We start from the raw sequence: 21,975 nt of genomic DNA, 5'->3' as shown, positions 1-21,975 counted from the left end.
GGATGACACAGGCCTCTTTTACAGTCCCGCCCGTGTCAGCACACGGCCGGTGCCGTTTTCCGGCGGCCGACATGTCCATTCATGACGCTTGCATCCACAGGAGGAATCACCAGCATGCAATCCAACCACCGTTTCACGCTTCTGGGTCTGGCCATCACTCTGGGCCTCGGCGCCGCATCGGCCGCACAGGCCGAAGACATCACCGGCGCCGGCGCCTCGTTTCCCGCTCCGCTGTATGCCAAGTGGGCTTCGGATTACGCCCGTGCCACCGGCTCCAAGGTCAACTACCAGTCCGTGGGCTCCGGTGCCGGCATGAAGCAGATCGAGGCCAAGACGGTCGACTTCGGCGCTTCTGACGAACCCCTTCAGGACGCCGCCCTGCGTGCCAAGGGCCTGGTGCAGTTCCCCACCGTGGTGGGGGGCGTGGTGCCGGTGGTGAACATCCGCGGCATCGCCCCGGGCGCCATGGTGCTCGACGGCAAGACCCTGGGCGACATCTACCTGGGCAAGATCACCAAGTGGAATGATCCGGCCATCAAGGCACTCAATCCCTCGCTGCATCTGCCCGAGGCCGCCATCTCTCCCGTGCGCCGTGCCGACGCATCCGGTACCAGCTTCAACTTCACCAACTACCTCAGCAAGGTCAACCATGACTGGAAGGCCAAGGTCGGCGAAGGCAAGGCCGTGAACTGGCCGGTGGGCGTGGGTGGCAAGGGCAATGAGGGCGTGGCCGCCTTTGTGGGCCGTCTGCCCAATTCCATCGGCTATGTCGAATACGCCTATGTGAAGCAGAACCATCTCACCTATGTGCGCATGAAGAACGCCGCCGGCGTGGTCGTGGCGCCCAATGACATCACCTTCCGTGCTGCCGCAGGTGCTGCCAACTGGAAGAAGTCGTTCTACCAGATCCTGACCAACCAGCATGCCCGCAATGCCTGGCCCATCACGGCAGCGACCTACATCATGATGCACACGCGCCAGGACAAGCCGCAGAAGGCTGCTGCTGCGCTCAAGTTCTTCAACTGGGCCTATACCCAGGGAGATGCGGCCGCGCTGCATCTGGACTATGTGCCCATGCCCAAGGACGTGAAGGCGGTCATCGCCCACTCCTGGAGCCAGATCAAGGATGCATCCGGCAAGCCCATCGCCATGCACTGATCGAATGCCGTGACAGGCATGGTGGAGCGCGGTCCATGCAGCGCGCTTCATGCTTGCGGCCCTGCCTCTGTGGTGGGGCCGTTTTTTCTGGGGACACAGCCCCGGCGGAGCAGGCCTTTCCCTCGCACGCAGCGCATGTATGCACCATAAAAGTGCGAGCGTCTTGCAGATCTCATGAATGTGTCACATGGTTGACACAAACATTTCTTACAGTCTGCCCATTCCGTGTCACGAGTCCCTGTCCTGGGGCAGGCTCCGAACCACGATCCCTCCCTCTCCCTCATTCCAGCTCGAAAGGCTCACAATGGAAAAGCAACGCAGAATCGCCCTGGCCAGCATGGCCGTCATCCTGATGGCCGGCCTGTCCGCCTGCAGCAAGCAAGGTGAACAGAAGACCGCTGGCGCCAACGGTGCCTCCGGCCCTGCCGCCACTACGGCTGCCGCCAGCGATGGCGCACTGACCGGTGCCGGCGCTTCCTTCCCCGCTCCGCTGTATGCGAAGTGGGCTTCCGAATACGCCAAGACGGCTGGCGTCAAGGTCAACTACCAGTCCGTGGGCTCCGGCGCCGGCATGAAGCAGATCGAGGCCAAGACGGTCGACTTCGGTGCTTCCGACGAGCCGCTCAAGGACGACGATCTCAAGGCCAAGGGCCTGGTGCAGTTCCCCACCGTGGTGGGCGGTGTGGTGCCCGTGGTCAACATCCAGGGCGTGGCTGCCGGTGCCATGGTTCTCGACGGCCCCACGCTGGCCAACATCTATCTGGGCAAGATCACCAAGTGGAGCGATCCGGCCATCAAGGCCCTCAACCCCGGTCTGACCCTGCCTGATGCCACCATTGCGCCCGTGCGTCGCGCCGATGGCTCCGGCACCAGCTTCAACTTCACCAACTACCTCAGCAAGGTCAGCCCCGACTGGAAGACCAAGGTCGGTGAAGGCAAGGCCGTGAACTGGCCGGTCGGCACCGGCGGCAAGGGCAATGAAGGGGTGGCCGCATTCGTTGGCCGCCTGCCCAACTCGATCGGCTATGTTGAGTACGCCTACGTCAAGCAAAACAAGATGGCCTTCGTCAAGATGAAAAACGCCGCAGGCGCCGTGGTTGCTCCTGAGGAAGCCAGCTTCAAGGCCGCCGCTGCCGCTGCCGACTGGAGCAAGAGCTTCTACCAGATCCTGACCAACCAGCCTGCCAAGGAAGCCTGGCCCATCACCGCAGCCACCTTCATCATGATGCAGTCCAAGCAGGACAAGCCTGAAAAGGCAGCTGCCGTGCTGAAGTTCTTCGACTGGGTCTACACCGGTGGCGACAAGATGGCTGGCGATCTGGACTACGTGCCCATGCCCGCCGAGGTCAAGACCGTGATCCAGCAATCCTGGGCCAACATCAAGGACGGCTCCGGCAAGCCCATCGCCTACAAGTAAGCGGTGTTTGACTGCAGGGAAGGGGGGTCGCGCATGCGGCAGGCCTCTTGCCCTGCAGAACTTTTTCCCGGATGCTTTGCCATGTCTACCGTAGCTCCTTCCCTTCCTGCCATGACCCCTACACGCACCGATCAGCCTGCCGTCTCCCGGCCGGCGAACAACCCTCCGCCCGACACCCGGCACCGGGGAGCGCTGGCGGACATGCTCTTTGCGGGCGGGGCCCGGCTGGCTGTGTACATCACCCTGGGCCTGCTTCTGGGCATTCTGCTGTCCCTCGTATGGGGAGCATGGCCTGCCATTCAGAAATTCGGCCTCAAGTTCCTCGTGACCAGCGCCTGGGATCCCGTATCCGAGGACTTCGGCGGCTGGGTCATGATCTATGGCACGCTGGCCACTTCGTTCATCGCCTTGGTGATTGCCGTGCCGGTGAGCTTCGGCATCGCCCTGTTCCTGACCGAGCTGTCGCCGGCATGGCTCAAGCGTCCGCTCGGGACTGCCATTGAGCTGCTGGCGGCCATTCCCTCCATCGTGTACGGCATGTGGGGGCTCCTGGTGTTCGGGCCCATTCTGGCCACCTGGGTACAGCAGCCGCTCCAGAAGGTGTTCGGCAATGTGCCCGTGCTCTCTACGCTGCTTGAAGGTCCCCCGGTGGGCATCGGCATCCTGTCGGCAGGCATCATTCTGGCCATCATGATCATTCCCTTCATCGCGTCGGTGATGCGGGATGTCTTCGAGGTGACTCCGGGCCTGCTCAAGGAGTCTGCCTATGGTCTCGGAGCCACTACCTGGGAAGTCGTCTACAAGGTGGTGCTGCCCTACACCAAGGCCGGCGTGATCGGCGGAATCATGCTGGGTCTGGGGCGTGCGCTGGGCGAGACCATGGCGGTGACCTTCGTCATCGGCAACATGAACCAGCTCGCGAGCCTGAGTCTGTTCGAGCCCGCAAGCAGCATCACTGCCACCCTGGCCAACGAGTTTGCCGAGGCAGGGGATGGCCTGCACCGTGCTTCCCTGATCTATCTGGGGCTGGTGCTCTTCTTCATCACCTTCGTGGTGCTGAGTCTGTCCAAACTGCTGCTCAACCGTCTGCAGCGCAACGAAGGAAGCAAGTCATGAGTGCCGTTCTTCCGCATCTCGATTTCCGCGTCGCCCGCTTCGAGCGGCGCAAGCTGGTCAACCGCGTGGCGCTCGTGCTGTCGGTTCTGGCCATGGCATTTGGCGTGTTCTGGCTGTTCTGGATCCTGCTGGACACCCTGCGTCTGGGCATCGGCGGACTGAGCCTGAGCGTGTTCACGCAGATGACTCCGGCTCCCGATGATGCGGGTGGCATCGCCAACGCGATCTGGGGGTCGTTCCTGATGGTGCTGGTGGCTGCACTGGTGGGTACGCCCATCGGCGTCATGGCAGGCATCTACCTGTCCGAATACAACCGCACCGGCTGGCTTGCCAACCTCACCCGGTTCGTCAACGACATCCTGCTGTCTGCTCCCTCCATCGTGATCGGCATGTTCGTGTCGGCCATTCTGGTGGTGCCCTTCAAGACCTTCTCCGGCTGGGCAGGCTCCGTGGCTCTGGCCCTGCTGGTGATCCCGGTGGTCATCCGCACGACCGAGAACATGCTCAATCTCGTTCCCAGCAGCCTCCGGGAGGCCGCCTATGCGCTCGGCACACCCAAGTGGAAGGTGATTTCCTCCATCACGCTCAAGGCCGCACGGGCTGGCGTCGTGACCGGTGTGCTGCTGGCCGTGGCGCGCATCGCCGGCGAGACGGCTCCCCTGCTGTTCACTGCGCTCAACAACCAGTTCTGGACGAGCGACATGAACCAACCCATGGCAAGCCTGCCGACCATGATCTACAAGTTCGCGATGAGCCCCTATCAGAACTGGCAGCAGCTGGCATGGGTGGGCGTGTTCGTCATCACCATGGCCGTGCTGGGCCTCAACATCCTCGCGCGCCTGCTGACCCGCAAGTCCGCCTGACCTCCCATCATCCATTCCGAGGACATCCATCGTGAGTGCCGTTCCCGCTACTGCTTCTGCTCCCTTCCTGTCGCCTGCCAAGCTGTCGGTGCGCAACCTGAACTTCTACTATGGCAAGTTCCATGCGCTCAAGGGCATCAACCTGGACATTCCCGAGAAGCAGGTCACTGCCTTCATCGGTCCTTCCGGGTGTGGCAAGTCCACGCTGCTGCGCATCTTCAACCGCATGTACGAGCTCTATCCCGATCAGCGGGCCGAGGGTTCGGTCACGCTCGACGGCGAGGATCTGCTCGACCGCAAGAAGGACGTGGCGCTCATTCGCGCCAAGATCGGCATGGTCTTCCAGAAGCCCACGCCGTTCCCCATGTCCATCCATGACAACATTGCCTTCGGTGTGCGCCTGTTCGAGAATCTGGGCAAGGCCGAGATGGAAGAGCGTGTCGAATGGGCCCTGCGCAAGGCAGCCCTGTGGAACGAAGTGAAGGACAAGCTCGGACAGAGTGGCTCGGGCCTTTCCGGCGGCCAGCAGCAGCGCCTGTGCATTGCGCGTGGGATCGCCATCAAGCCGGAGGTGCTCCTGCTCGACGAGCCGTGCTCCGCCCTCGACCCGATCTCCACCAGCAAGGTCGAAGAGCTCATTGCCGAGCTCAAGAGCGAATACACCGTGGTCATCGTCACCCACAACATGCAGCAGGCCGCACGCTGCAGCGACAACACCGCCTATATGTATCTGGGCAACCTGATCGAATTCGGCGATACCAAGGAAATGTTCTTCAAGCCCAAGCGGCAGGAGACCGAAGACTACATCACCGGCCGTTTCGGCTGATGTACAGAGGGAGAAATAGCCATGCCTGAAAAGCATCTGTCCAGCCAGTTCGACGCCGAGCTCAACCACGTGTCGAGCATGGTGATGGAAATGGGAGGCCTCGTGGAGCAGCAAATGCGCCAGGCGGTCGAGGCCATGATCGACTACGACGCCGATGTGGCCCAGTCCGTGCTCAAGAACGAGCCCCAGGTCAACGCCATGGAAATGGAGATCGACCACGAGATGACCTCCATCATCGGCCGTCGGCAGCCCACGGCGCGCGATCTGCGCCTGCTCATCGCCATCTCGCGCACCACGGCCAACCTGGAGCGTGCCGGCGACGAGGCTGCCAAGATCGCCCGCACCGTGCAGGGGGTCATCCAGTCGGGCTTTGCCCGGTCGCTGCCTTCTTCCGAGCTGCGGGTCGGCGCGAGCCTGGCCAGCGATCTGCTGCGCAAGTCGCTCGACGCCTTTGCGCGTCTCGATGTGCGCATTGCTCTCGACATCCTGCGCGAGGACAACATGATCGATGCCGAATACGACGGCTTCATGCGCAAGCTCGTGACCTACATGATGGAAGATCCGCGCACCATCACCGCCAGCCTGGACCTGATGTTCCTGGCCAAGTCCATCGAGCGCATCGGTGACCATGCCAAGAACATTGCGGAAAGCGTGATCTACATCGTCAATGGCCTCGATGTGCGCCACACCCCCCTGCAGACCATTGAATCGCAACTGAACTGACGGGTCATGAAGATTCAGCCGAGAATTCTCGTCGTCGAGGACGAAGCCCCCATTGCCGAGCTGATCGCGGTCAACCTGCGCCACAACGGGTACCAGATCACCTGGGCCACGGATGGGGCAGTGGCCCAGCGGGAGCTCGATGCCCAGCTCCCCGACCTGGTCCTGCTGGACTGGATGCTGCCTGGCGAAAGCGGACTGCAGCTGGCGCGGCGCTGGCGGGCCGATGCGCGCACCCGCCAGGTGCCCATCATCCTGCTCACGGCACGAGGTGACGAGAACGACCGCGTGGCAGGGCTCGACGTAGGGGCCGATGACTACATCACCAAGCCCTTTTCGACCAAGGAACTGCTCGCGCGCATCCGTGCCGTGCTGCGGCGCCGAGCCCCGGAACCCGAGACAACCCTGCTGGAGCTGGGCCGGCTCACGCTCGACACGGGAACCTATCGCGTGCATTTCGGCGATCAGCCCATCAAGCTGGGGCCGACGGAGTTCAAGCTGCTGCACTACCTCATGCGCAATGCCGAGCGGGTGCACACCCGTGCGCAGCTGCTCGATCGGGTATGGGGCGACCACGTGTTCATCGAGGAGAGGACCGTGGACGTGCATGTCAAGCGCTTGCGCGAGTCGATGGGGCCTGCGGCCCCCATGATCGAAACCGTGCGCGGAGCCGGATACCGCATCACGGCCCACGCCCCCGTCGCCACGGCACGCTGAGCGCAGGAGGCGCACTGCTGCAGGCGATGGATGCGGCCGTGCGGCCCGCAGCCGATTCCTGCTGGCGTGCGGGGCGGAGCACATCTTCTCATCGGGCCTGCCGCGCTAAAAAACCTTTCCGCACCTTCTCCGCATCGTTTCCGGGCCTGCGGGAGATGCCACACTAGAACACAAGGTGGGTATACGAACATGAGTTGGCGTCTGACCTGGTTGACGATCGTGCATGTCATCTCGCTGGGGCTGGCCTGGTGGCTGGACCTTCGGCAGGATGCCTTCGATTCGCGCATGGTGCTGCTGTGGCTGGTGCTGTTCGACATGGCCTGGCTGGCATGGGACAGCTGGCTGGGCTGGCGCTACCTGCTGTGGGTGCGGCGCGGTCTGTCCACTCCCGCACCGGGTCTGCCGCTGATGTGGGGCGAAATGTCCGAAGCCGCAGACGTGCAGCATCGCCGCCACCTGCGCAACACCCTGGCGGCCGAAGACAAGCTCGATGTCTTTCTCGATGCCATGCAGGCCTCGCCCATGGGCGTGGTGCTGCTCGACGAGGTCGGGCGCATGGAATGGTTCAACTTCATCGCGGCCGAACACTTCGGATTCCAGAATCCGCATGATCTGGGCCAGCACATCATCCACCTCGTGCGCAATCCGGATTTCGTGCGCTACTGGGTGCAGCCGCTGAGCGGCACGGGCGTGGTCATCGTGGGCCGCAAGCACACGACGCAGCGTCCGGTGCGCCTGTCGGTGCAGTTCTTTCCCTATGGGGAGGGCAAGCGCCTGCTGCTGTCGCGTGACATCACCGCCATTGAACAGGCGGACCGCATGCGCCGTGACTTCGTGGCCAACGTCTCCCACGAGATCCGCACCCCGCTCACCGTTCTCTCGGGATTCATCGAAACCATGCAGAGCGTGGAGCTCAGCTCCGAGGAACAGGCCCACTATCTGGCCCTCATGGCGCAGCAGGCAGGCCGCATGCAGGCACTGGTGCAGGATCTGCTGGCCCTGTCGCGGCTGGAGGGCAGTCCACCTCCCGACCTCAGCGAACGCATCGTCGTGCGCGATCTGCTCGCGCAGAGCTGTGCCAACGCACAGGCCCTGTCCGGCGTGCTGGCCAATGGAGAACACCCCGAACATCAGGTGCAGGCCGACGTGCAGGTGGACGACTCTCTGTGCGTGCTCGGCAGCCGGACCGAGCTGGAAAGCGCCTTCGGGAATTTGCTTGGCAATGCCGTGCGCTATACCCCCTTCGGAGGAACGATCATCGCCTCGGCACGCATGCTGCCCGAGGGGGGGGTGCGCCTCGAAGTGCGCGACAGCGGTCCGGGCATCGCCCGCGAACATCTGCCCCGCCTGACCGAGCGCTTCTACCGCATCGACCACAGCCGGTCGCGCGAAACCGGTGGCACGGGGCTGGGGCTTGCCATCGTCAAGCACGTGGCCCAGCGTCATGGGGCCGAGCTGCAGATCACGAGCGACCTGGGCATGGGGTCATGCTTTGCGCTGGAGTTTCCGGCACAGCGGGTCTGCCATGTCGATGCCGCTCCGCTGCACGACAGACCGATTCTGGCCGCAGTCGAGTGAGGGGCCTGCTGGGGCGGACCATACCGCTGCTCAGTCAGGTGGGCTGTCTGATCCCTGTGACGGGGTTCAGGCCATGGCAGGTATGCGGCGGATCTGCATCCTCAGCAGGAGCATGAACAGCAGCGCCACACCGCTCAGTGCCACCACGGTGGTCATCCAGAAAGCATCGGGGCTGTGCAGATCCATGCCCCCTGCCGACCGTACCCCATAGGCCAGCCAGTGGCCTGCTCCCAGTCCGATCCCCCACAGCAGCAGGGTATAGATGAAGGCCGGGGTACGTACCACCTCGAAGCAGCGCAGCAGAAACAGTCCCATGGTCTGCATGGCATCGGCCAGATGGTAGGCAGCCACGAAGATCAGCAGCGAAGCAGCAATGCGCGTGACATCCGGTGCATCCGAATACCAGTGCACGATCACGCTGCGAAACACCAGGGTCAGGGCAGAGGCCATCACGGCACTGCCTGCAGCCACCCACAGCCCCGTGCGCAAGGCTGCAATCGAGCAGGCATGGCGTCGGGCGCCGCGCCAGTAGCTCACGCGCGTGCTGGCGGCAATGGCCAGCGACAGGGGCCACATGTACAGCACGGCCGCCATGTTGCTGGCAATCTGTTGCGCGCCCGAGGCCACCGTTCCCATGGGCGCCACCAGAAGTGCCATGGTGGTGAACGAAGTCACTTCCACCCAGATCGCCACGCTGCCCGGCAATCCCAGATGGACAAAGGCGCGCAGCGTCGGGCCATGCGGCCTTTCGGGGCGGCGCCAGAGGGCATAGGGCAGATAGTGGGGATGGCGGCTTACCAGTCGACCGATCACCACTGCCATCAGCGCCTGGGTGACAAAGGTGGCCCAGGCACAGCCCACCAGCCCTGCGGGCGACAGCCCCAGCCCACCGAACGTGAACCACAGTGACAGCGGGAGCTTGACCAGCAGCCCCCCAGCCTGCAGGCGGGTGACCCATTCCGGCCGACCGATGCTCTGGCTGAAGGTGTTGAAGCTGCGGGCCACCAGGGCAAGTGGCAGCGTCAGGGCCTGCACGGCCAGGTAGTCACGCACCAGCGGCTGGACTGTGCCCGGCACTCCGGCCAGACGCAGCACTGGATCGGGAAAGAGCAGCGCCATGGCCCCCAGCAGTGTGCAGCCTGCCTGAATGTAGACCGTCTGCCGCACGCTGAACCCCAGTTCCTCCATCTTCCGCGCCCCATGCATCCGCGCCCACAGCGGCAGCAGCGACTGGATGAACCCCTGCAGGCCGATGTACACGCTGAAATAGATGGCCGTGCCCACCGACAGGGCGGCCAGGGCCTCGGTGGCGTATCGGCCCGCAATGAGCGTATCGGCAATCGCGAAGGCCATGACCGCCAATTGCCCGATCCAGATGGTGGTGGCATGCTGCAGCATGGCACGCAGATCGAACAGGCGGGGCAGGGCGAAGAGACGTGATGGCATGGGGCACTATCTGGAAAATCGCCCCTGCTGGACATTTGCTCCGGCGGTCGTTCGTCAGCGACGCACGAATACGTAGATGGCTTCAGCAGGGTCGGTAGGCCGTCGCGCAATCCCCAGCATCTTCCAAGGGGCAATGGGCAAGGCATGGGCCAGAATCGGCATCGATCCTTCTCCCACCATCAGCCAGCGGCAGGTGCTGCTGCGGTCGCGCGTCACGGTCAAGCGAGCATGGTATTGCAGCGCAGTGATCTGGGCGTCATCAAGACCGTATTCCTGCGCACAACCGGCAATATTGCCGCTTTCACGGTGGTTCGGCAGTGGGGATGCCTGCTGCATCACGCGCTGGATTTCCTGCACCATGGGCACATAGCTGCGAGCAAAGTCGAGCGGCGGGAGCCAGATGGTCATGGCCAGTGCCCAGCACAGCACCACACCGCCTGAAGGCAGGATCATGCTTTTCCAGATGGCCGGAGGCAGCCTGCGCGTACGCCAGCGTGCCAGTGCCACCCAGCCCAGCGTCACCCCCAGCCCCGCCAGGAAAGGCAGCCACAGGAAACCCGGGACATAGCCGGAGAGCTTGCGATCGATGCCGGCAGCGAGTCCCGCCGGGTGTCCTGTCAGCATGGCGCTCCACAGATACCACAGCATGACTCCGGCAAAGGTGAAGAACATGAGGCTGAACCAGTCGATGAAGGCTCCCGCGCTGCGTCTGAACGTCGGCAGTGCAAAGGCCGCAAGCGCCGCGTAGCTGGGCAGGGACATCACCAGAATGGTGTCGCTGCGTTCCGAGATCACCTGGCTGATCGTGCACAGCACAATGACAGCCAGGGGCAGCGCAATATGGCGGCTCAGCACCTGGTGGCGCCACATCTGACGCCACCGCCACAGGGTCCAGATGGCAAAGGGCCAGGTCGGCCAGGTGAACCACAGGTAGGTGCGCAGCAGATTGCGCCACGGCACCCATTGGGCCGAGAGAGGCTGCAGACGCCAGCGCCACAGATCCAGCAGCGTGCTCGTGACTGCACAGCCCACAGCCAGCAGCAACAGACCGGCCACCCAGTACCAGCGGCTGCGCTGCACCCGTGCCAGTTCTTCCGGATGCTGTTCGTATTCCAGTCCCTGCCGCGCCTGTTCGGCCCATTCGGTGCCGCGCCGGGCATGGATCAGGGCCCCCAGCAGGCCAAAGGCCACCGCCAGAACCGGAGCCCCCGAAAGCGTCAGTCCCACCATGCCCAGCACACCGGCCAGAATGGGGCCGAAGACGTGGTACGGCAGTGCCGCCAGGGCGTAGAGCAGCAGGGCGCTCGCGCAGAGCTGTACCAGCCCCGGTCCCACCTCGTGTGCGCTCTGTGCCAGTCCCAGGCAGGCCACGAAGGCAAGCAGCCCGCCATCGGCCAGTGCCCGTGCATAGTCGCTCGGTCTGGCCTCTCCCCCGAAGGCGAAGGAAACGGGCTGCGCCTGGGGTGTGCGGGCCAGATAGTAAATGCCGAACCACACAGCCAGCAGCGTCAGGGCCAGCAGCCCCATGAACAGCACGCGCACGGCCAGAAACGGGTCGATGCCAGCAGGAGTCAGGCGGATCACCCCGGCTCCAAGCCAATAAGGCAGCAGGGCATCGAAGTAGGCGGATTCTCCCAGCAGCCCGGGACGCAGCCATGCGCCATGGCCATGCGCCAGCTCCAGCATGTAGCCGAAGCTGGTGATGTCGACACGCTTCCAGGGCGCGCGACCCACGAATCCTGCCATCACATAGACAGCACAGAAAAGCAGCAGCCCCAGGCGCGGGAGGCGTCGCACGCCAGCCTGGCTCACGATGGCAGGAGTGGGAAGGTTCACTTGTCGGGCAGGGAAAGGGAGGAGTGCGGGCAGTGTAGCGTGCCCCATGTGCGATGGGAGCCTGTGTGCCGATCAGGCCGCTATGGCATGGAAACAAAAAAAGCAGCCGGAGGCTGCTTCGGGAAGCTCTGGAGCGAGCCACTGCAAAACGCGCACCGGCCAGGGGCCAGGGATGCGCGTTGCACAGCAACAGGATCAGGCGCGCTTCTTGGCGTAGCGGTTGCGGAACTTCTCTACGCGGCCGCCCATGCTGTCCACCGACTTCTGGGTGCCGGTGTAGAAGGGATGGGATTCGCTGGAGGTATCGAGCTTGAAGAGGGGCAGTTCACGGCCATCGTCGAGCTTGACGGTTTCCTTGGTGTTCACGCAGGAATGGGTCACGAACTGGAAGCCGTTGGACAGGTCGACGAAGCACACTTCGCGATATTCGGGGTGGATGCCTTCTTTCATGGGGATTTTCCTCAGTGTCGCTGCGGTAGCCGCAACCGGCCTATTCCAGTTGTACTTTCCGCATCAAAGCTTTTGATTATCCCATGAATATTCAGCCACGTCCAATGCAGGCGCACGCTGTACGTGCCATGCCCTTGCATCTCTCTGCCGCAAAATCGGAAGCAGCTGCCTACAATGCGTCATGGGGCGCATGGAAATGCCCTGGAGACCCTGTGATGTCACGATTTTTCCGTATCGGTTTCATGGCCGCGGCCGCCATGGGGGCTGCCGCCCTCACTCATGCTGGCGATATCTACCGCTGGACCGATTCCCGCGGCGCGGTGCATATAGGCGATGTGGTGCCTCCTGCCTATCGCAAAAAGGCCAGACTGCTGCATGTCCAGGTGCAGAACGGCGGTTTTGCCGTATCGCCCAAGGTTGCTGCCCGACCGGCGCATGCCGCGTCCACTCCGGCGAGCAGTGCGCAGAAAGGCTCGGCTGGCGGATCCGCCATGTCGGATGCCTCCACGGAACGCCAGGTCACCAACCGGGAAGCCTGCGAACGCCAGATGCGCGCCTACCAGGAGAGCGAGGCCTGCTTTGGACGCTACAAGATCGAAGGCGGCAAGACCCGTGCCGATGCCTTCCAGCACTGTCAGGCCGTACCCATGCCGCAGTGTGACTGAGGAAGGGGAGGGCTCGTCGCCGGCTCAGTGACCGTGAGCCGGATTTCCGCAGACGGGGCAGTCGCTGCGGCATGACAGCCCGATGGGCATGAAGCGCATGCCTCTGGCATCGACGAGCAGCATGGAGCGGGTGAGATCGCTTGCCATGCCGCAGATCAGCTTGATGGCCTCGGCGGCCTGCATGCTTCCGATCATGCCCACCAGCGGGGCAAAGACCCCCATCGTGGCGCAGCGCTCTTCGGTGGGTGCTGAGGCGGGATCGAAGGTGCATGCGTAGCAGGGACTGTCCTTCTGCCTGGGATCATAGACACCGAGCTGGGCATCGAAACGGATGGCGGCTCCCCACACCAGGGGCCTGCCTGCCTCGACGCAGGCACGGTTGACACGCTGCCGTGTGAGGAAGTTGTCCGTGCAGTCCAGCACGACATCGGCCGCAGGCACCAGCTTCGCCAGCAGGGCTTCATCGGCGCGGGCGATCACCGGCTCGACCACGACGTCGGGATTGATGGCCTGTACGGCCTCACGGATCGACAGGGCCTTTTCCAGGCCGATGCGCGACTGCGTATGGGCGATCTGGCGCTGCAGGTTGGTGGCGTCCACCGTGTCGTCATCCACGATGGTCAGGTGCCCCACCCCTGCGCTTCCCAGGTACAGCGCGGCGGGAGAACCGAGCCCGCCCGCACCCACGATGAGTACACGGGCAGCAAGCAGGCGCTCCTGCCCCTCCACGTCGATTTCATTGAGCATGAGATGCCGGGAGTATCGCAGGAGCTGTGCGTCGTTCATGGACAGTGCAGACAGATTCAGGGCCAGGAGAGAAGGCAGGGGGCCGGGCCTCATGCCTTCGTGGAAGAAGAGAAAGCCCGTGCGCGCCCTCCGGTGGTGGTTCCGTGGAGCACACCGCCGCGAGGAGGCGCCATCAGATCCCCGTCTCAGTGCGAGGCAGGCTGGGACGGACGATGCACGGGGGCAGGAGCCACCTGGCTGGGAGCGGAGGCCGGCTTGCGTGCGGCCTTGGCCGTGTGGTCGGCATTCGAGGTCTTGTCGCTGGCATCGAGCGTGCGGACCGTGAGGGTCTTGCTGACCACGACCGTTTCGCCCTTGAGCTTGCGCAGGGCCTGGATCAGCGGGAAGTCCTTGTCGCTGCCGTATTCGGGCAGCTTGAGGTCTTCGGGCTTCTTCTTGGCTTCGCTTTCGAGTTTTTGCAGGGCTTCGTCGCGGGCCTTTTCACGGGCCTTGTCCGCCGCGGCATCGGGCTTGCCAGCCCCTGTGCCGTTGGTGATGTGGTGGTCGAGGTCGGCTTCCCGCGTGCGCAGGATGGCGTAGGGACTGCCCTCGGGGGTTTCATCGACCAGGATGTCGGGCACGATGCCGGTGGCCTGGATCGACTTGCCGCTTGGGGTGTAGTAGCGCGCCGTGGTGATCTTGAGTCCGGTATCCGGACCCAGCGGGCGCACCGTCTGCACGGAGCCCTTGCCGAAGGTCTGGTTGCCCATGATGATGGCGCGCTTGTGGTCCTTGAGGGCGCCAGCCACGATCTCGCTTGCAGAGGCAGAGCCTTCGTTGACCAGCACGACGAGCGGCACCTTCTTGAGTGCGGGTGGCAGACCCTGCAGCGGGTCGCTGCCCAGGAAGGAGCGCACATAGTCGCGCGGGGTGGCGCGGTAGACGGTGTTGCTTTCGGGAATCTGGCCCTTGGTGGATACCACCACGCTGTCGGCAGGCAGGAAGGCCGAGGACACGGCCACGGCCGATTCGAGCAGGCCACCGGGATCGTTGCGGAGGTCGAGCACCAGCCCCTTCATGTCGGGGTTCTGGCGGTACAGATCCTCCACCTTCTTGACGAAGTCCTCGGTGGTGCGTTCCTGGAACTGGGTGATGCGGATCCAGCCATAGCCGGGCTCGATCATCTTGGCGCGCACCGACTGGGTGCGGATCTCGGCACGGGTGATGGTGACCGGGAAGGTGCGGTTCTCTGCCTTGCGGAAGATCAGCAGCGTGACCTTGGTGTTGGCCTTGCCGCGCATGCGCTTGACCGCATCGTTGATGGACATGCCGCGCACGGGCCTGTCGTCGATTCGGGTGATGAGATCACCGGCCTTGATGCCTGCCTTGTCGGCAGGAGACCCCTCGATGGGGGACACGACCTTGATGAGGCCGTCTTCCTGGCTGATCTCGATGCCTACCCCGACGAACTTGCCGCTCGTGCTTTCCTTGAATTCCTTGAACGACTGCTTGTCGAAATACTGGGAATGCGGATCGAGGCCGGACACCATGCCGGAGATGGCATCGGTGATGAGCTTCTTGTCGTCAACCGGCTCGACGTAGTTGCTCTTGATCATGCCGTACACAGCGGCAAACTGCTGGAGCTCGTCGAGCGGAAGCGGGGTCGTGGTGCTGCGCGCGGCGGTCTGGACCGACACGGTGGCCAGGGCCCCCGTGAGCACTCCGATCGATACCCACCCTGCCGCTTTCAACTTGGAACCCATGAATCAACCCTTCTGCTGCCTGGCCGTGCGAGAGGTGGCCATCTCAATCTGTGTGGAAAGTGTCCGGGGGCCATGGAGGTCGATCTGCACGAAGACACCAGCAGGCTCCTCGAGCCGGCTCCTGCCCACAGGGACACGAAGACTATACACGCTGCACGTCAGCCCCATGGGAGCACAGGGGCGAATCATGTGTAACGCGAAGTCAGCGGCCATGCAAAACGGCGCCAGAGGCGCCGTGGGCATGCTGGCATTGGGCCAGTGCCACCTATGCCAGCCAGTGCAACGGCTGCGCAGTGGGGGCGCAGCCGGTTCGCGGCACCTGCTTACTGCTTGCCCTGCTGCGCCACTGCCTTGGCTGCGGCTTCGGCCGCCGCGCTGTCGCCGAGGTAGTAGTGGCGGATCGGCTTGAGGTCGGCATCGAGCTCATACACGAGCGGGATGCCGTTGGGAATGTTCAGTCCCACGATGTCGGAGTCGGAAACGCCGTCCAGGTACTTGATGAGGGCACGGATGGAGTTGCCATGGGCGGCGACCAGCACGCGCTTGCCGGACAGGATGGCAGGGGCAATGGTGTCGTTCCAGAAGGGCAGCACCCGCGCAATGGTGTCCTTGAGGCATTCGGTCAGGGGAATGTCTTCGGTGGGCAGGCCGGCATAGCGGATGTCGCTGCGCTGCGAGCGCGGATCGTCGGCCTCGAGCGCGGGCGGCGGCACGTCGTAGCTGCGGCGCCAGACCAGCACCTGATCATCTCCGTACTTGCGGGCGGTCTCGGCCTTGTCGAGACCCTGCAGCCCTCCGTAGTGACGCTCGTTGAGGCGCCAGGAGCACTGCGTCGGCAGCCAGGGGCGATCCATGGAATCGAGGCAGTGCCAGAGGGTGTGGATGGCACGCTTGAGCACGCTCGTATAGGCCTGGTCGAATTCGAAACCGGCCTCGGTCAGCAGCTTGCCGGCCTGCTGGGCCTGGGCAATGCCCGTGGGCGTGAGATCGACATCCATCCAGCCGGTAAAACGGTTGTCGAGGTTCCAGGTGGATTCGCCATGGCGGATCAGAACGAGTTGGTACATGGTGTGCGTGTCGTTGATGAGAAAACTGCGAAAGAGGGCCTTTTCTGCCGCCTGAAACGCGGCAGGTGCCGGGGTGGGCCCCGGTGGGCAATCTGTCTATTTTAGAATCTCCCGCTGACGCCTGAAATTCCGGGCAGCCGTTTGGAGAAAATTGTGGTGGATTTCGTTGTTCATAACTGGATGTTGATCTTGGTTGCCGTCGGTTCCGGGGCCATGCTGCTCTGGCAGACGCTTTCCGGAGGCATGGGGCAGGCCGGCATTGCAGTCTCGGAGACGGTACAGAAGCTCAATCGCGAGAAGGGCGTGCTCATCGACGTGCGGGATGCCGCCGATTACGCGGCCGAGCACATTGCACAGGCCAGGCACCTGCCCCTGGCTGAAGTGGAAGCCCGCCTTCCGCAGATGGTGAAAAACAAGAATGTGCCGGTGATGTTCATCTGCACATCGGGCGTGCGCTCTTCCCGTGCCATGCAGGTCGCCCGAAAACTGGGCTATGAGCAGGCCTTTTCCGTGGCTGGCGGCATGGGCGGCTGGAAAAATGCGAACATGCCGGTCGTCAAGGGAGCCGCGTCCCGCTGAGGCGGTGGATGCGGACCGTTTTCTGCCTGTACAGAGGGCAGGAAAGTCCCACCGGAGATTCCAGAAGGTTCTGCCATGTCACAAGTCACGATGTACACCACCGCGTTCTGCCCTTATTGCGTTCGGGCCAAGCAGCTGCTCAAGAACAGGGGGGTGGAGGACATTCAGGAGATCCGCGTCGACCAGGATGCTGCCCAGCGCGCGCACATGATGGAAATCACCGGGCGCAGAACGGTGCCGCAGATCTTCATCGGTGACCTGCATGTCGGTGGCTGCGATGATCTGATTGCGCTCGATCAGCAGGGGGGGCTCATGCCTCTCCTGCAGCAGGGACACTGACGGACGGATTGGGAGCGGGGTGGCAGGGACGGGACGTTTCTTGATCCTGTTCAGTCCTTGCACCTGCAGGGCTCGAGGACTGCATTTGCACCCTGCCATAATGGATGCTTTCCACACACAAGGTGTATTTCCATCATGGCCGACGATTCCCAGATTGCAGATCCCGTGTTCAGCATCCAGCGCATGTACCTCAAGGAGGCATCGCTCGAACAGCCCAATTCGCCGGCCATCCTGCTGGAGCAGGAAACGCCCAACGTCGAGATCCAGCTCTCTCTGGGAGCAGAGGAGATCGCCGAAGGCGTCTACGAAGTGACGGTGATGGCCACGGTGCAGACCAAGCTTTCCGATGACCGTACCGTGTTCCTGGTGGAAGCCAAGCAGGCGGGTATCTTCGAGATTCGCAACATTCCCGAAGAACAGATGGGCGGCATTCTGAGCGTGGCCTGCCCGCAGATCGTGTTCCCCTACCTGCGCGGCAATGTGGCCGATCTGGTGCAGCGTGCCGGCTTCCCGCCCGTGCATCTGGCCGAGATCAATTTCCAGGCCATGTACGAGCAGCAACAGGCTGCGGCCGCTGCAGACGGCGCCACGTCGATGCAGTAAAAAGGAGCGCATGCAGCGCTGCTTCCGACCCCGTGGGCGACAGGCAATCGCTGCGCGGGGTTTTTTCTGTGCCCCTGTCTTTCTGTCTCCTTGCATGAGGAGGCAGGTTCCGGTTTTCCTCTCTTTTCCAGACACGCTGTCCAGAGCTTCCCATGACGACGCTTCCTTCTCCTTCTTCCCGCCCCATGCAGATTGCCGTGCTGGGGGCCGGGGCCTGGGGTACGGCGGTGGCCATCCAGATGGCGCGGCATCACGAGGTGACGCTGTGGGCGCGTCATGAGGACCATGCCGCAGCCATGCAGCTCCAGCGCACCAATGCGCGCTATCTGCCCGGTGCTGATTTCCCTGAAGGGCTGCAGACCCGGGCTGGGCTGGCGGGTGCTGTCGAGGTGGCGGCCTGTGACCTGGTGGTCATTGCCTGCCCTGTTGCGGGATTGCGTGCGCAGCTGACGGCCCTGCGCGGTTCACCCGTTCCGGTGGTCTGGCTGTGCAAGGGCTTCGAGCAGGCGCGCCCGGGCGCGCTCTGGGGGTTGCTGCCACATGAGGTCATGGCCGAGGTGGTTCCCGATCTGGTGGCAGGCGTGCTGAGTGGGCCGAGCTTTGCACAGGAGGTGGCGCGTCGTCAGCCCACGGCACTGGTGGCGGCCAGCCCGCATGAAGCCGTCTGCCGTGCTGCCGTTCGCGCCATGCACGGACGGGACATGCGTGTCTACAGCAGCCGGGACTGGATGGGGGTGGAGGTTGGCGGTGCCGTCAAGAACGTGCTGGCCATCGCCACCGGCGTGCTCGACGGTCTGGCTGCCCAGCAGGCGCAGCTGGCATCCGCGCGCATCATGCCCGGCCAGAATGCCCGGGCAGCGCTGCTGACCCGTGGGCTGGCCGAGATGACACGTCTGGGGGTGGCGCTGGGGGCGGACGAGACCACCTTCATGGGGTTGAGTGGCATGGGCGATCTGGTGCTGACGGCGACCGGCGACCTCAGCCGGAATCGCCGGGTGGGGCTGCTGCTGGCGCAGGGGCTCGATGCCGATGCGGCTGTGCGCAGCCTGGGCCATGTGGCCGAGGGGGTGTATTGCGCGCGCACGGTGCTGGCGCGTGCCGAGTCGCTCGGGGTGGATATGCCCATCACCCGGTGCGTGGTGGCGCTGCTCGACGGGAGCATCAGCCCCGTGGAGACGGCGGTCATGCTGATGGAGCGTGATGCCCGCAGTGAACACGGATGAGTGTGCGACGGCCATGGGGGACCGAACGAGACAGCGGCTTCTGCCTTGCCGGCCGGATCGCGGCAGCAGAAAGCAGTCCGTATCGGAACGCGGGACTCAGGCGGGGATGTACGCCAGGCGCACGTAGATGGGAGCGTAGGCTGCCGCCTGGGTGATGTCGACCAGCGACTCCTTGGCCAGTTCCAGCAACGCCACGAAGGTGACGACCAGCACGGGCACTCCACGGGTGAGGTCGAACAGATCCTCGAAGGCCACGAAACGTCGTCCCTGCAGCGTTCTGAGCACCAGCGTCATGTGTTCGCGCACGCTGAGTTCCTCGCGCGTGATGCGGTGGGTCTGCACAAGACGAGCCCGCCGAAAGATGTCAGACAGGGCGGTGCGGAGTTCCTGCAGGCCCACGCTGGGCCGCAGCGGCTCGGGGGCCTGCGACCTGGTGGCATGGGCGGGGAGAAAGTCGCGCCCCTGCTGTGGATGGGTGGCGAGCTGTGCGGCAGCCAGCTTGATGCGTTCGTACTCCTGCAGGCGCCGGACGAGTTCTGCGCGTGGGTCCTCCGGCTCCTCGCCTTCGGGTGTGCGGCGTGGGGGAAGCAGCATGCGCGACTTGATCTCGATGAGCATGGCCGCCATGAGCAGGTATTCGGCGGCAAGTTCGAGATTGCGGTTGCGGATTTCCTCGACGTATTCGAGATACTGCCGCGTCACGGCAGCCATGGGAATGTCGAGAATGTTGAAGTTCTGCCGCCGGATCAGATAGAGCAGCAGATCGAGGGGCCCCTCGAAGGCCTCGAGGAAGATCTCCAGAGCTTCCGGCGGGATGTAGAGATCCTGCGGGACGTTGAACAGCGGTTCCCCGTACAGACGCGCCACGGCCACATGGTCAACCGCCTCGGGCATATCTGCTTCGTCCGGAGCACACGCAAGAGCAGGCACGGCTGTTCTTGAGGAGGACGCCAGGCCAGGGGGCGGGGATGCCGCTGTATCGGCAGACAGGGACCTGGTGGTCACTCTCCGCTGGTCTGGTAGACGTAGGGCTTCTGGGGCACGCGACCGGCCTTGAATTCGGACTGCAGTTCGCGGTTGATGTCCTTGTCCCACAGCAGGGCACGGCCTGCCATTTGGCGCTCATCCAGCCCGGGGCGTTCCTTGTGGAGTTCCTTGAGGAAACGGGTGGCGTCAGACTGGTAGTCGGGGCGGCGGAAGATGCTCATGATGAAGATACAGAAAAGGGAAGCGGACGGGCTGCCGGTGGAACAGAGCAAGAGATGAGGGCGCCGGGCGCATGGGGCTCAGCGCGGATGGCCGGAAAACTCCCTCATCGCTTCCCGGAGGAAGCATGGACGTCCATATTCTTACAGTTGTCGCCATTTTAGCGGATGGGGCGCATGGTAGGCTGTCTTCGTGCGGCGCCGAGGGGCGTGGCGAATGGAGCGTATGCATGGGTGGATTTTTTGCGGTTCGCGAGGGTATCGGGCGCCGGTTTCTGCTTGCAGCCGGCATGGGGGCCATGCTGGTGCTGGCAGGGTGCGACAACGACCGCGTGGCTGGCACGGAGGAGGATGTGACGACCGAGAGCGAAGTGCTGGCGCGCTGGGGCAAGCCTGCCAACATCTGGGATGGGCCGGATGGCGCCCGGGTGTTCGAATACAACCGGCAGCCCCAGGGCACCACCAACTACATGATCACCATCGGCCAGGATGGCAAGGTGACGGCGCTGCGACAGGTGCTCACGCGCGAGAACTTTGCCCGGGTTCAGCCGGGCATGCCCATGGAGGATGTGCGCAAACTGCTGGGGCAGCCTGCCAGGGTGACGCCATATCCGCTGCAGCATCAGACGGTCTACACATGGCGTTTCCGTGAAGGGCACGGTGCCGCGAGCCTGTTCACAGCCACGTTCGATGCGGATCTGGCTGTGGTGTCGACCGCGATCGGCGAGGATCCCCAGGACATGAGCTCCACGGCCGGCAAGCCCTGACGAGAAGAAAGGGCCGTTCATGGAGGGGCTCTCGCGCCTCAAAAACCGGGATGCAACAGGTGACAGGCGACGGATCTGGCTGGCTCTTTCTTCTTTCTGTCAGGTCTGGCGCTGACGGTGAGCCAGTCGGTACAGACGCCGCAGCTTGCGCAGATCGTCCTGCAGGGTGGCGGCAGAGAACAGGACCAGCGCATAGGCAAAGGGCAGGATGGTGATGTAGCCCACCCGGTTGAATCCCCATGAGCCGACGATGGCGCCGGCAAGAAAGGCCGCCAGCATCCAGACCTGCGACCAGAGTCTGAAGCGGTGCGCCAGCACCCTGTGGGGACCGGGCATGCGGTTGCGGTAGGTCAGGCGTCCGAGCTCGATGCCCAGATCGGTGGTCATGCCAGTGATGTGGGTGCTGCGTGCGTTGTTGAGGGTGATCTGGCCGTAGGCTGCATTCTGCATGCCCATGAGAAAGCACAGCTGCAGCACGGTCAGGGGCACCAGCAGATGGCCGGTACGGGTGATGGCCGCTCCGAAGAAGCCGAACACCACCATGGACGCCGCCTGGAACAGGAAGGGCAGCCCATAGGCGCTCCGCAGCCGGCGGCGCAGCGACCACTGGATGCACCAGGTGGAGAACATGCTGCCCAGCACGAAGAAGACAAAGGCCAGCAGGCCGATGATGACAGGTCGCCAATGGCCCAGCACCCATTCATCCCCCACATGCGAGATGATGCCTGTCATGTGGGAGGTGTATTGCCCCACGGCCAGGAAGCCACCGGCGTTGGTGGCTCCTGCAATGAAGGTAAGCACGATGCCCAGGCGCAGATCCTTTTGCGGTGTGCGCTGCAGGCTGACCAGATCGGCAAAGGGACGGAACCACACTCGGTACATGGGACGGAGCCTTGCCGGGCGGCCAGGGC

23 protein-coding genes are annotated in these 21,975 nt (G+C 63.8%); 14 read left to right on the top strand and 9 right to left on the bottom strand.

The window, feature by feature from the left end; translation table 11 throughout:
• The first annotated feature begins 114 nt into the window (after nucleotides 1-114).
• From pstS (ACE3P9_RS07980) to phoR, 8 genes are all read left to right on the top strand, one after another.
• Complete coding sequence (gene pstS, locus ACE3P9_RS07980) at nucleotides 115-1,158, top strand: phosphate ABC transporter substrate-binding protein PstS (protein WP_374493122.1); 1,044 nt, start codon at nucleotides 115-117, stop codon at nucleotides 1,156-1,158.
• A 352-nt stretch (nucleotides 1,159-1,510) separates the two neighbouring features.
• On the top strand, nucleotides 1,511-2,575 hold the full coding sequence (gene pstS / locus ACE3P9_RS07975; RefSeq protein WP_374493194.1) for a phosphate ABC transporter substrate-binding protein PstS: 1,065 nt from the start codon (nucleotides 1,511-1,513) through the stop codon (nucleotides 2,573-2,575).
• Nucleotides 2,576-2,686: 111 nt separating this feature from the next.
• Entirely contained in the window at nucleotides 2,687-3,691 is a 1,005-nt protein-coding gene (gene pstC / locus ACE3P9_RS07970) for a phosphate ABC transporter permease subunit PstC (RefSeq protein WP_374493120.1), read from the top strand.
• Nucleotides 3,688-4,554: a phosphate ABC transporter permease PstA gene (gene pstA / locus ACE3P9_RS07965; protein WP_374493118.1), complete on the top strand. Its 867-nt coding sequence runs from the start codon at nucleotides 3,688-3,690 to the stop codon at nucleotides 4,552-4,554. Before pstC ends, pstA begins: the two co-directional genes overlap by 4 nt.
• A gap of 28 nt (nucleotides 4,555-4,582) precedes the next feature.
• Nucleotides 4,583-5,380: a phosphate ABC transporter ATP-binding protein PstB gene (gene pstB / locus ACE3P9_RS07960; RefSeq protein WP_374493191.1), complete on the top strand. Its 798-nt coding sequence runs from the start codon at nucleotides 4,583-4,585 to the stop codon at nucleotides 5,378-5,380.
• A gap of 21 nt (nucleotides 5,381-5,401) precedes the next feature.
• Entirely contained in the window at nucleotides 5,402-6,103 is a 702-nt protein-coding gene (phoU, locus tag ACE3P9_RS07955; RefSeq protein WP_374493116.1) for a phosphate signaling complex protein PhoU, read from the top strand.
• A gap of 6 nt (nucleotides 6,104-6,109) precedes the next feature.
• The gene (gene phoB, locus ACE3P9_RS07950) at nucleotides 6,110-6,817 is read left to right on the top strand and encodes a phosphate regulon transcriptional regulator PhoB (RefSeq protein WP_374493114.1); all 708 of its coding nucleotides are present in this window, start codon (nucleotides 6,110-6,112) and stop codon (nucleotides 6,815-6,817) included.
• A 189-nt stretch (nucleotides 6,818-7,006) separates the two neighbouring features.
• Entirely contained in the window at nucleotides 7,007-8,395 is a 1,389-nt protein-coding gene (gene phoR / locus ACE3P9_RS07945) for a phosphate regulon sensor histidine kinase PhoR (RefSeq protein WP_374493112.1), read from the top strand.
• A 66-nt stretch (nucleotides 8,396-8,461) separates the two neighbouring features.
• Here the strand turns inward: phoR and ACE3P9_RS07940 are convergent, their stop codons facing one another.
• From ACE3P9_RS07940 to ACE3P9_RS07930, 3 genes are all read right to left on the bottom strand, one after another.
• Nucleotides 8,462-9,841, bottom strand: coding sequence for an MATE family efflux transporter (locus tag ACE3P9_RS07940; RefSeq protein WP_374493111.1), 1,380 nt, complete (start codon nucleotides 9,839-9,841; stop codon nucleotides 8,462-8,464).
• Between the two features lie 54 nt (nucleotides 9,842-9,895).
• A complete protein-coding gene (locus tag ACE3P9_RS07935; RefSeq protein WP_374493110.1) occupies nucleotides 9,896-11,677 on the bottom strand; it encodes a hypothetical protein in 1,782 nt (593 codons plus the stop codon).
• A 195-nt stretch (nucleotides 11,678-11,872) separates the two neighbouring features.
• The gene (locus ACE3P9_RS07930) at nucleotides 11,873-12,127 is read right to left on the bottom strand and encodes a type B 50S ribosomal protein L31 (RefSeq protein WP_374493108.1); all 255 of its coding nucleotides are present in this window, start codon (nucleotides 12,125-12,127) and stop codon (nucleotides 11,873-11,875) included.
• Nucleotides 12,128-12,342: 215 nt separating this feature from the next.
• Between ACE3P9_RS07930 and ACE3P9_RS07925 the strand changes: the two genes are divergently transcribed.
• Entirely contained in the window at nucleotides 12,343-12,792 is a 450-nt protein-coding gene (locus tag ACE3P9_RS07925; protein ID WP_374493106.1) for a DUF4124 domain-containing protein, read from the top strand.
• 24 nt (nucleotides 12,793-12,816) lie between these two features.
• On the opposite strand, the gene ACE3P9_RS07920 is transcribed toward ACE3P9_RS07925, so the two are convergent.
• The 3 genes from ACE3P9_RS07920 to gpmA all read right to left on the bottom strand — a co-directional run bounded on the left by ACE3P9_RS07920 (nucleotide 12,817) and on the right by gpmA (nucleotide 16,348).
• Complete coding sequence (locus ACE3P9_RS07920; RefSeq protein WP_374493105.1) at nucleotides 12,817-13,578, bottom strand: ThiF family adenylyltransferase; 762 nt, start codon at nucleotides 13,576-13,578, stop codon at nucleotides 12,817-12,819.
• A 146-nt stretch (nucleotides 13,579-13,724) separates the two neighbouring features.
• Complete coding sequence (locus ACE3P9_RS07915; protein ID WP_374493103.1) at nucleotides 13,725-15,281, bottom strand: S41 family peptidase; 1,557 nt, start codon at nucleotides 15,279-15,281, stop codon at nucleotides 13,725-13,727.
• 323 nt (nucleotides 15,282-15,604) lie between these two features.
• The gene (gene gpmA / locus ACE3P9_RS07910) at nucleotides 15,605-16,348 is read right to left on the bottom strand and encodes a 2,3-diphosphoglycerate-dependent phosphoglycerate mutase (protein WP_374493101.1); all 744 of its coding nucleotides are present in this window, start codon (nucleotides 16,346-16,348) and stop codon (nucleotides 15,605-15,607) included.
• A 180-nt stretch (nucleotides 16,349-16,528) separates the two neighbouring features.
• Between gpmA and ACE3P9_RS07905 the strand changes: the two genes are divergently transcribed.
• The 4 genes from ACE3P9_RS07905 to ACE3P9_RS07890 all read left to right on the top strand — a co-directional run bounded on the left by ACE3P9_RS07905 (nucleotide 16,529) and on the right by ACE3P9_RS07890 (nucleotide 19,092).
• Nucleotides 16,529-16,927: a rhodanese-like domain-containing protein gene (locus tag ACE3P9_RS07905; protein WP_374493099.1), complete on the top strand. Its 399-nt coding sequence runs from the start codon at nucleotides 16,529-16,531 to the stop codon at nucleotides 16,925-16,927.
• Nucleotides 16,928-17,002: 75 nt separating this feature from the next.
• Nucleotides 17,003-17,266 carry a glutaredoxin 3 gene (gene grxC, locus ACE3P9_RS07900; protein WP_374493098.1) on the top strand — a complete coding sequence of 88 codons (264 nt, stop codon included), beginning with the start codon at nucleotides 17,003-17,005 and terminating at the stop codon, nucleotides 17,264-17,266.
• A gap of 135 nt (nucleotides 17,267-17,401) precedes the next feature.
• Nucleotides 17,402-17,869: a protein-export chaperone SecB gene (gene secB / locus ACE3P9_RS07895; protein WP_374493096.1), complete on the top strand. Its 468-nt coding sequence runs from the start codon at nucleotides 17,402-17,404 to the stop codon at nucleotides 17,867-17,869.
• Between the two features lie 185 nt (nucleotides 17,870-18,054).
• The gene (locus ACE3P9_RS07890) at nucleotides 18,055-19,092 is read left to right on the top strand and encodes an NAD(P)H-dependent glycerol-3-phosphate dehydrogenase (protein ID WP_374493188.1); all 1,038 of its coding nucleotides are present in this window, start codon (nucleotides 18,055-18,057) and stop codon (nucleotides 19,090-19,092) included.
• A 96-nt stretch (nucleotides 19,093-19,188) separates the two neighbouring features.
• On the opposite strand, the gene ACE3P9_RS07885 is transcribed toward ACE3P9_RS07890, so the two are convergent.
• Nucleotides 19,189-19,986: a ScpA family protein gene (locus tag ACE3P9_RS07885; protein WP_374493095.1), complete on the bottom strand. Its 798-nt coding sequence runs from the start codon at nucleotides 19,984-19,986 to the stop codon at nucleotides 19,189-19,191.
• Nucleotides 19,987-20,093: 107 nt separating this feature from the next.
• Entirely contained in the window at nucleotides 20,094-20,300 is a 207-nt protein-coding gene (locus tag ACE3P9_RS07880) for a DUF3460 family protein (RefSeq protein WP_374493093.1), read from the bottom strand.
• A 227-nt stretch (nucleotides 20,301-20,527) separates the two neighbouring features.
• On the opposite strand from ACE3P9_RS07880, the gene bamE reads away from it, so the two are divergent.
• Nucleotides 20,528-21,064, top strand: a complete 537-nt coding sequence (gene bamE, locus ACE3P9_RS07875; RefSeq protein ID WP_374493091.1) for an outer membrane protein assembly factor BamE — start codon at nucleotides 20,528-20,530, stop codon at nucleotides 21,062-21,064.
• 99 nt (nucleotides 21,065-21,163) lie between these two features.
• Here bamE and ACE3P9_RS07870 read toward each other — a convergent pair whose 3' ends face one another.
• On the bottom strand, nucleotides 21,164-21,946 hold the full coding sequence (locus tag ACE3P9_RS07870; protein WP_374493089.1) for a YoaK family protein: 783 nt from the start codon (nucleotides 21,944-21,946) through the stop codon (nucleotides 21,164-21,166).
• Between the last annotated feature and the right edge of the window lie 29 nt (nucleotides 21,947-21,975).

It is taken from the genome of Allobrachymonas sp., assembly GCF_041912815.1.
Taxonomy (GTDB): Bacteria; Pseudomonadota; Gammaproteobacteria; order Burkholderiales; family Burkholderiaceae_C; genus Brachymonas.
This window is presented reverse-complemented; position numbering and strand designations above follow the sequence as displayed.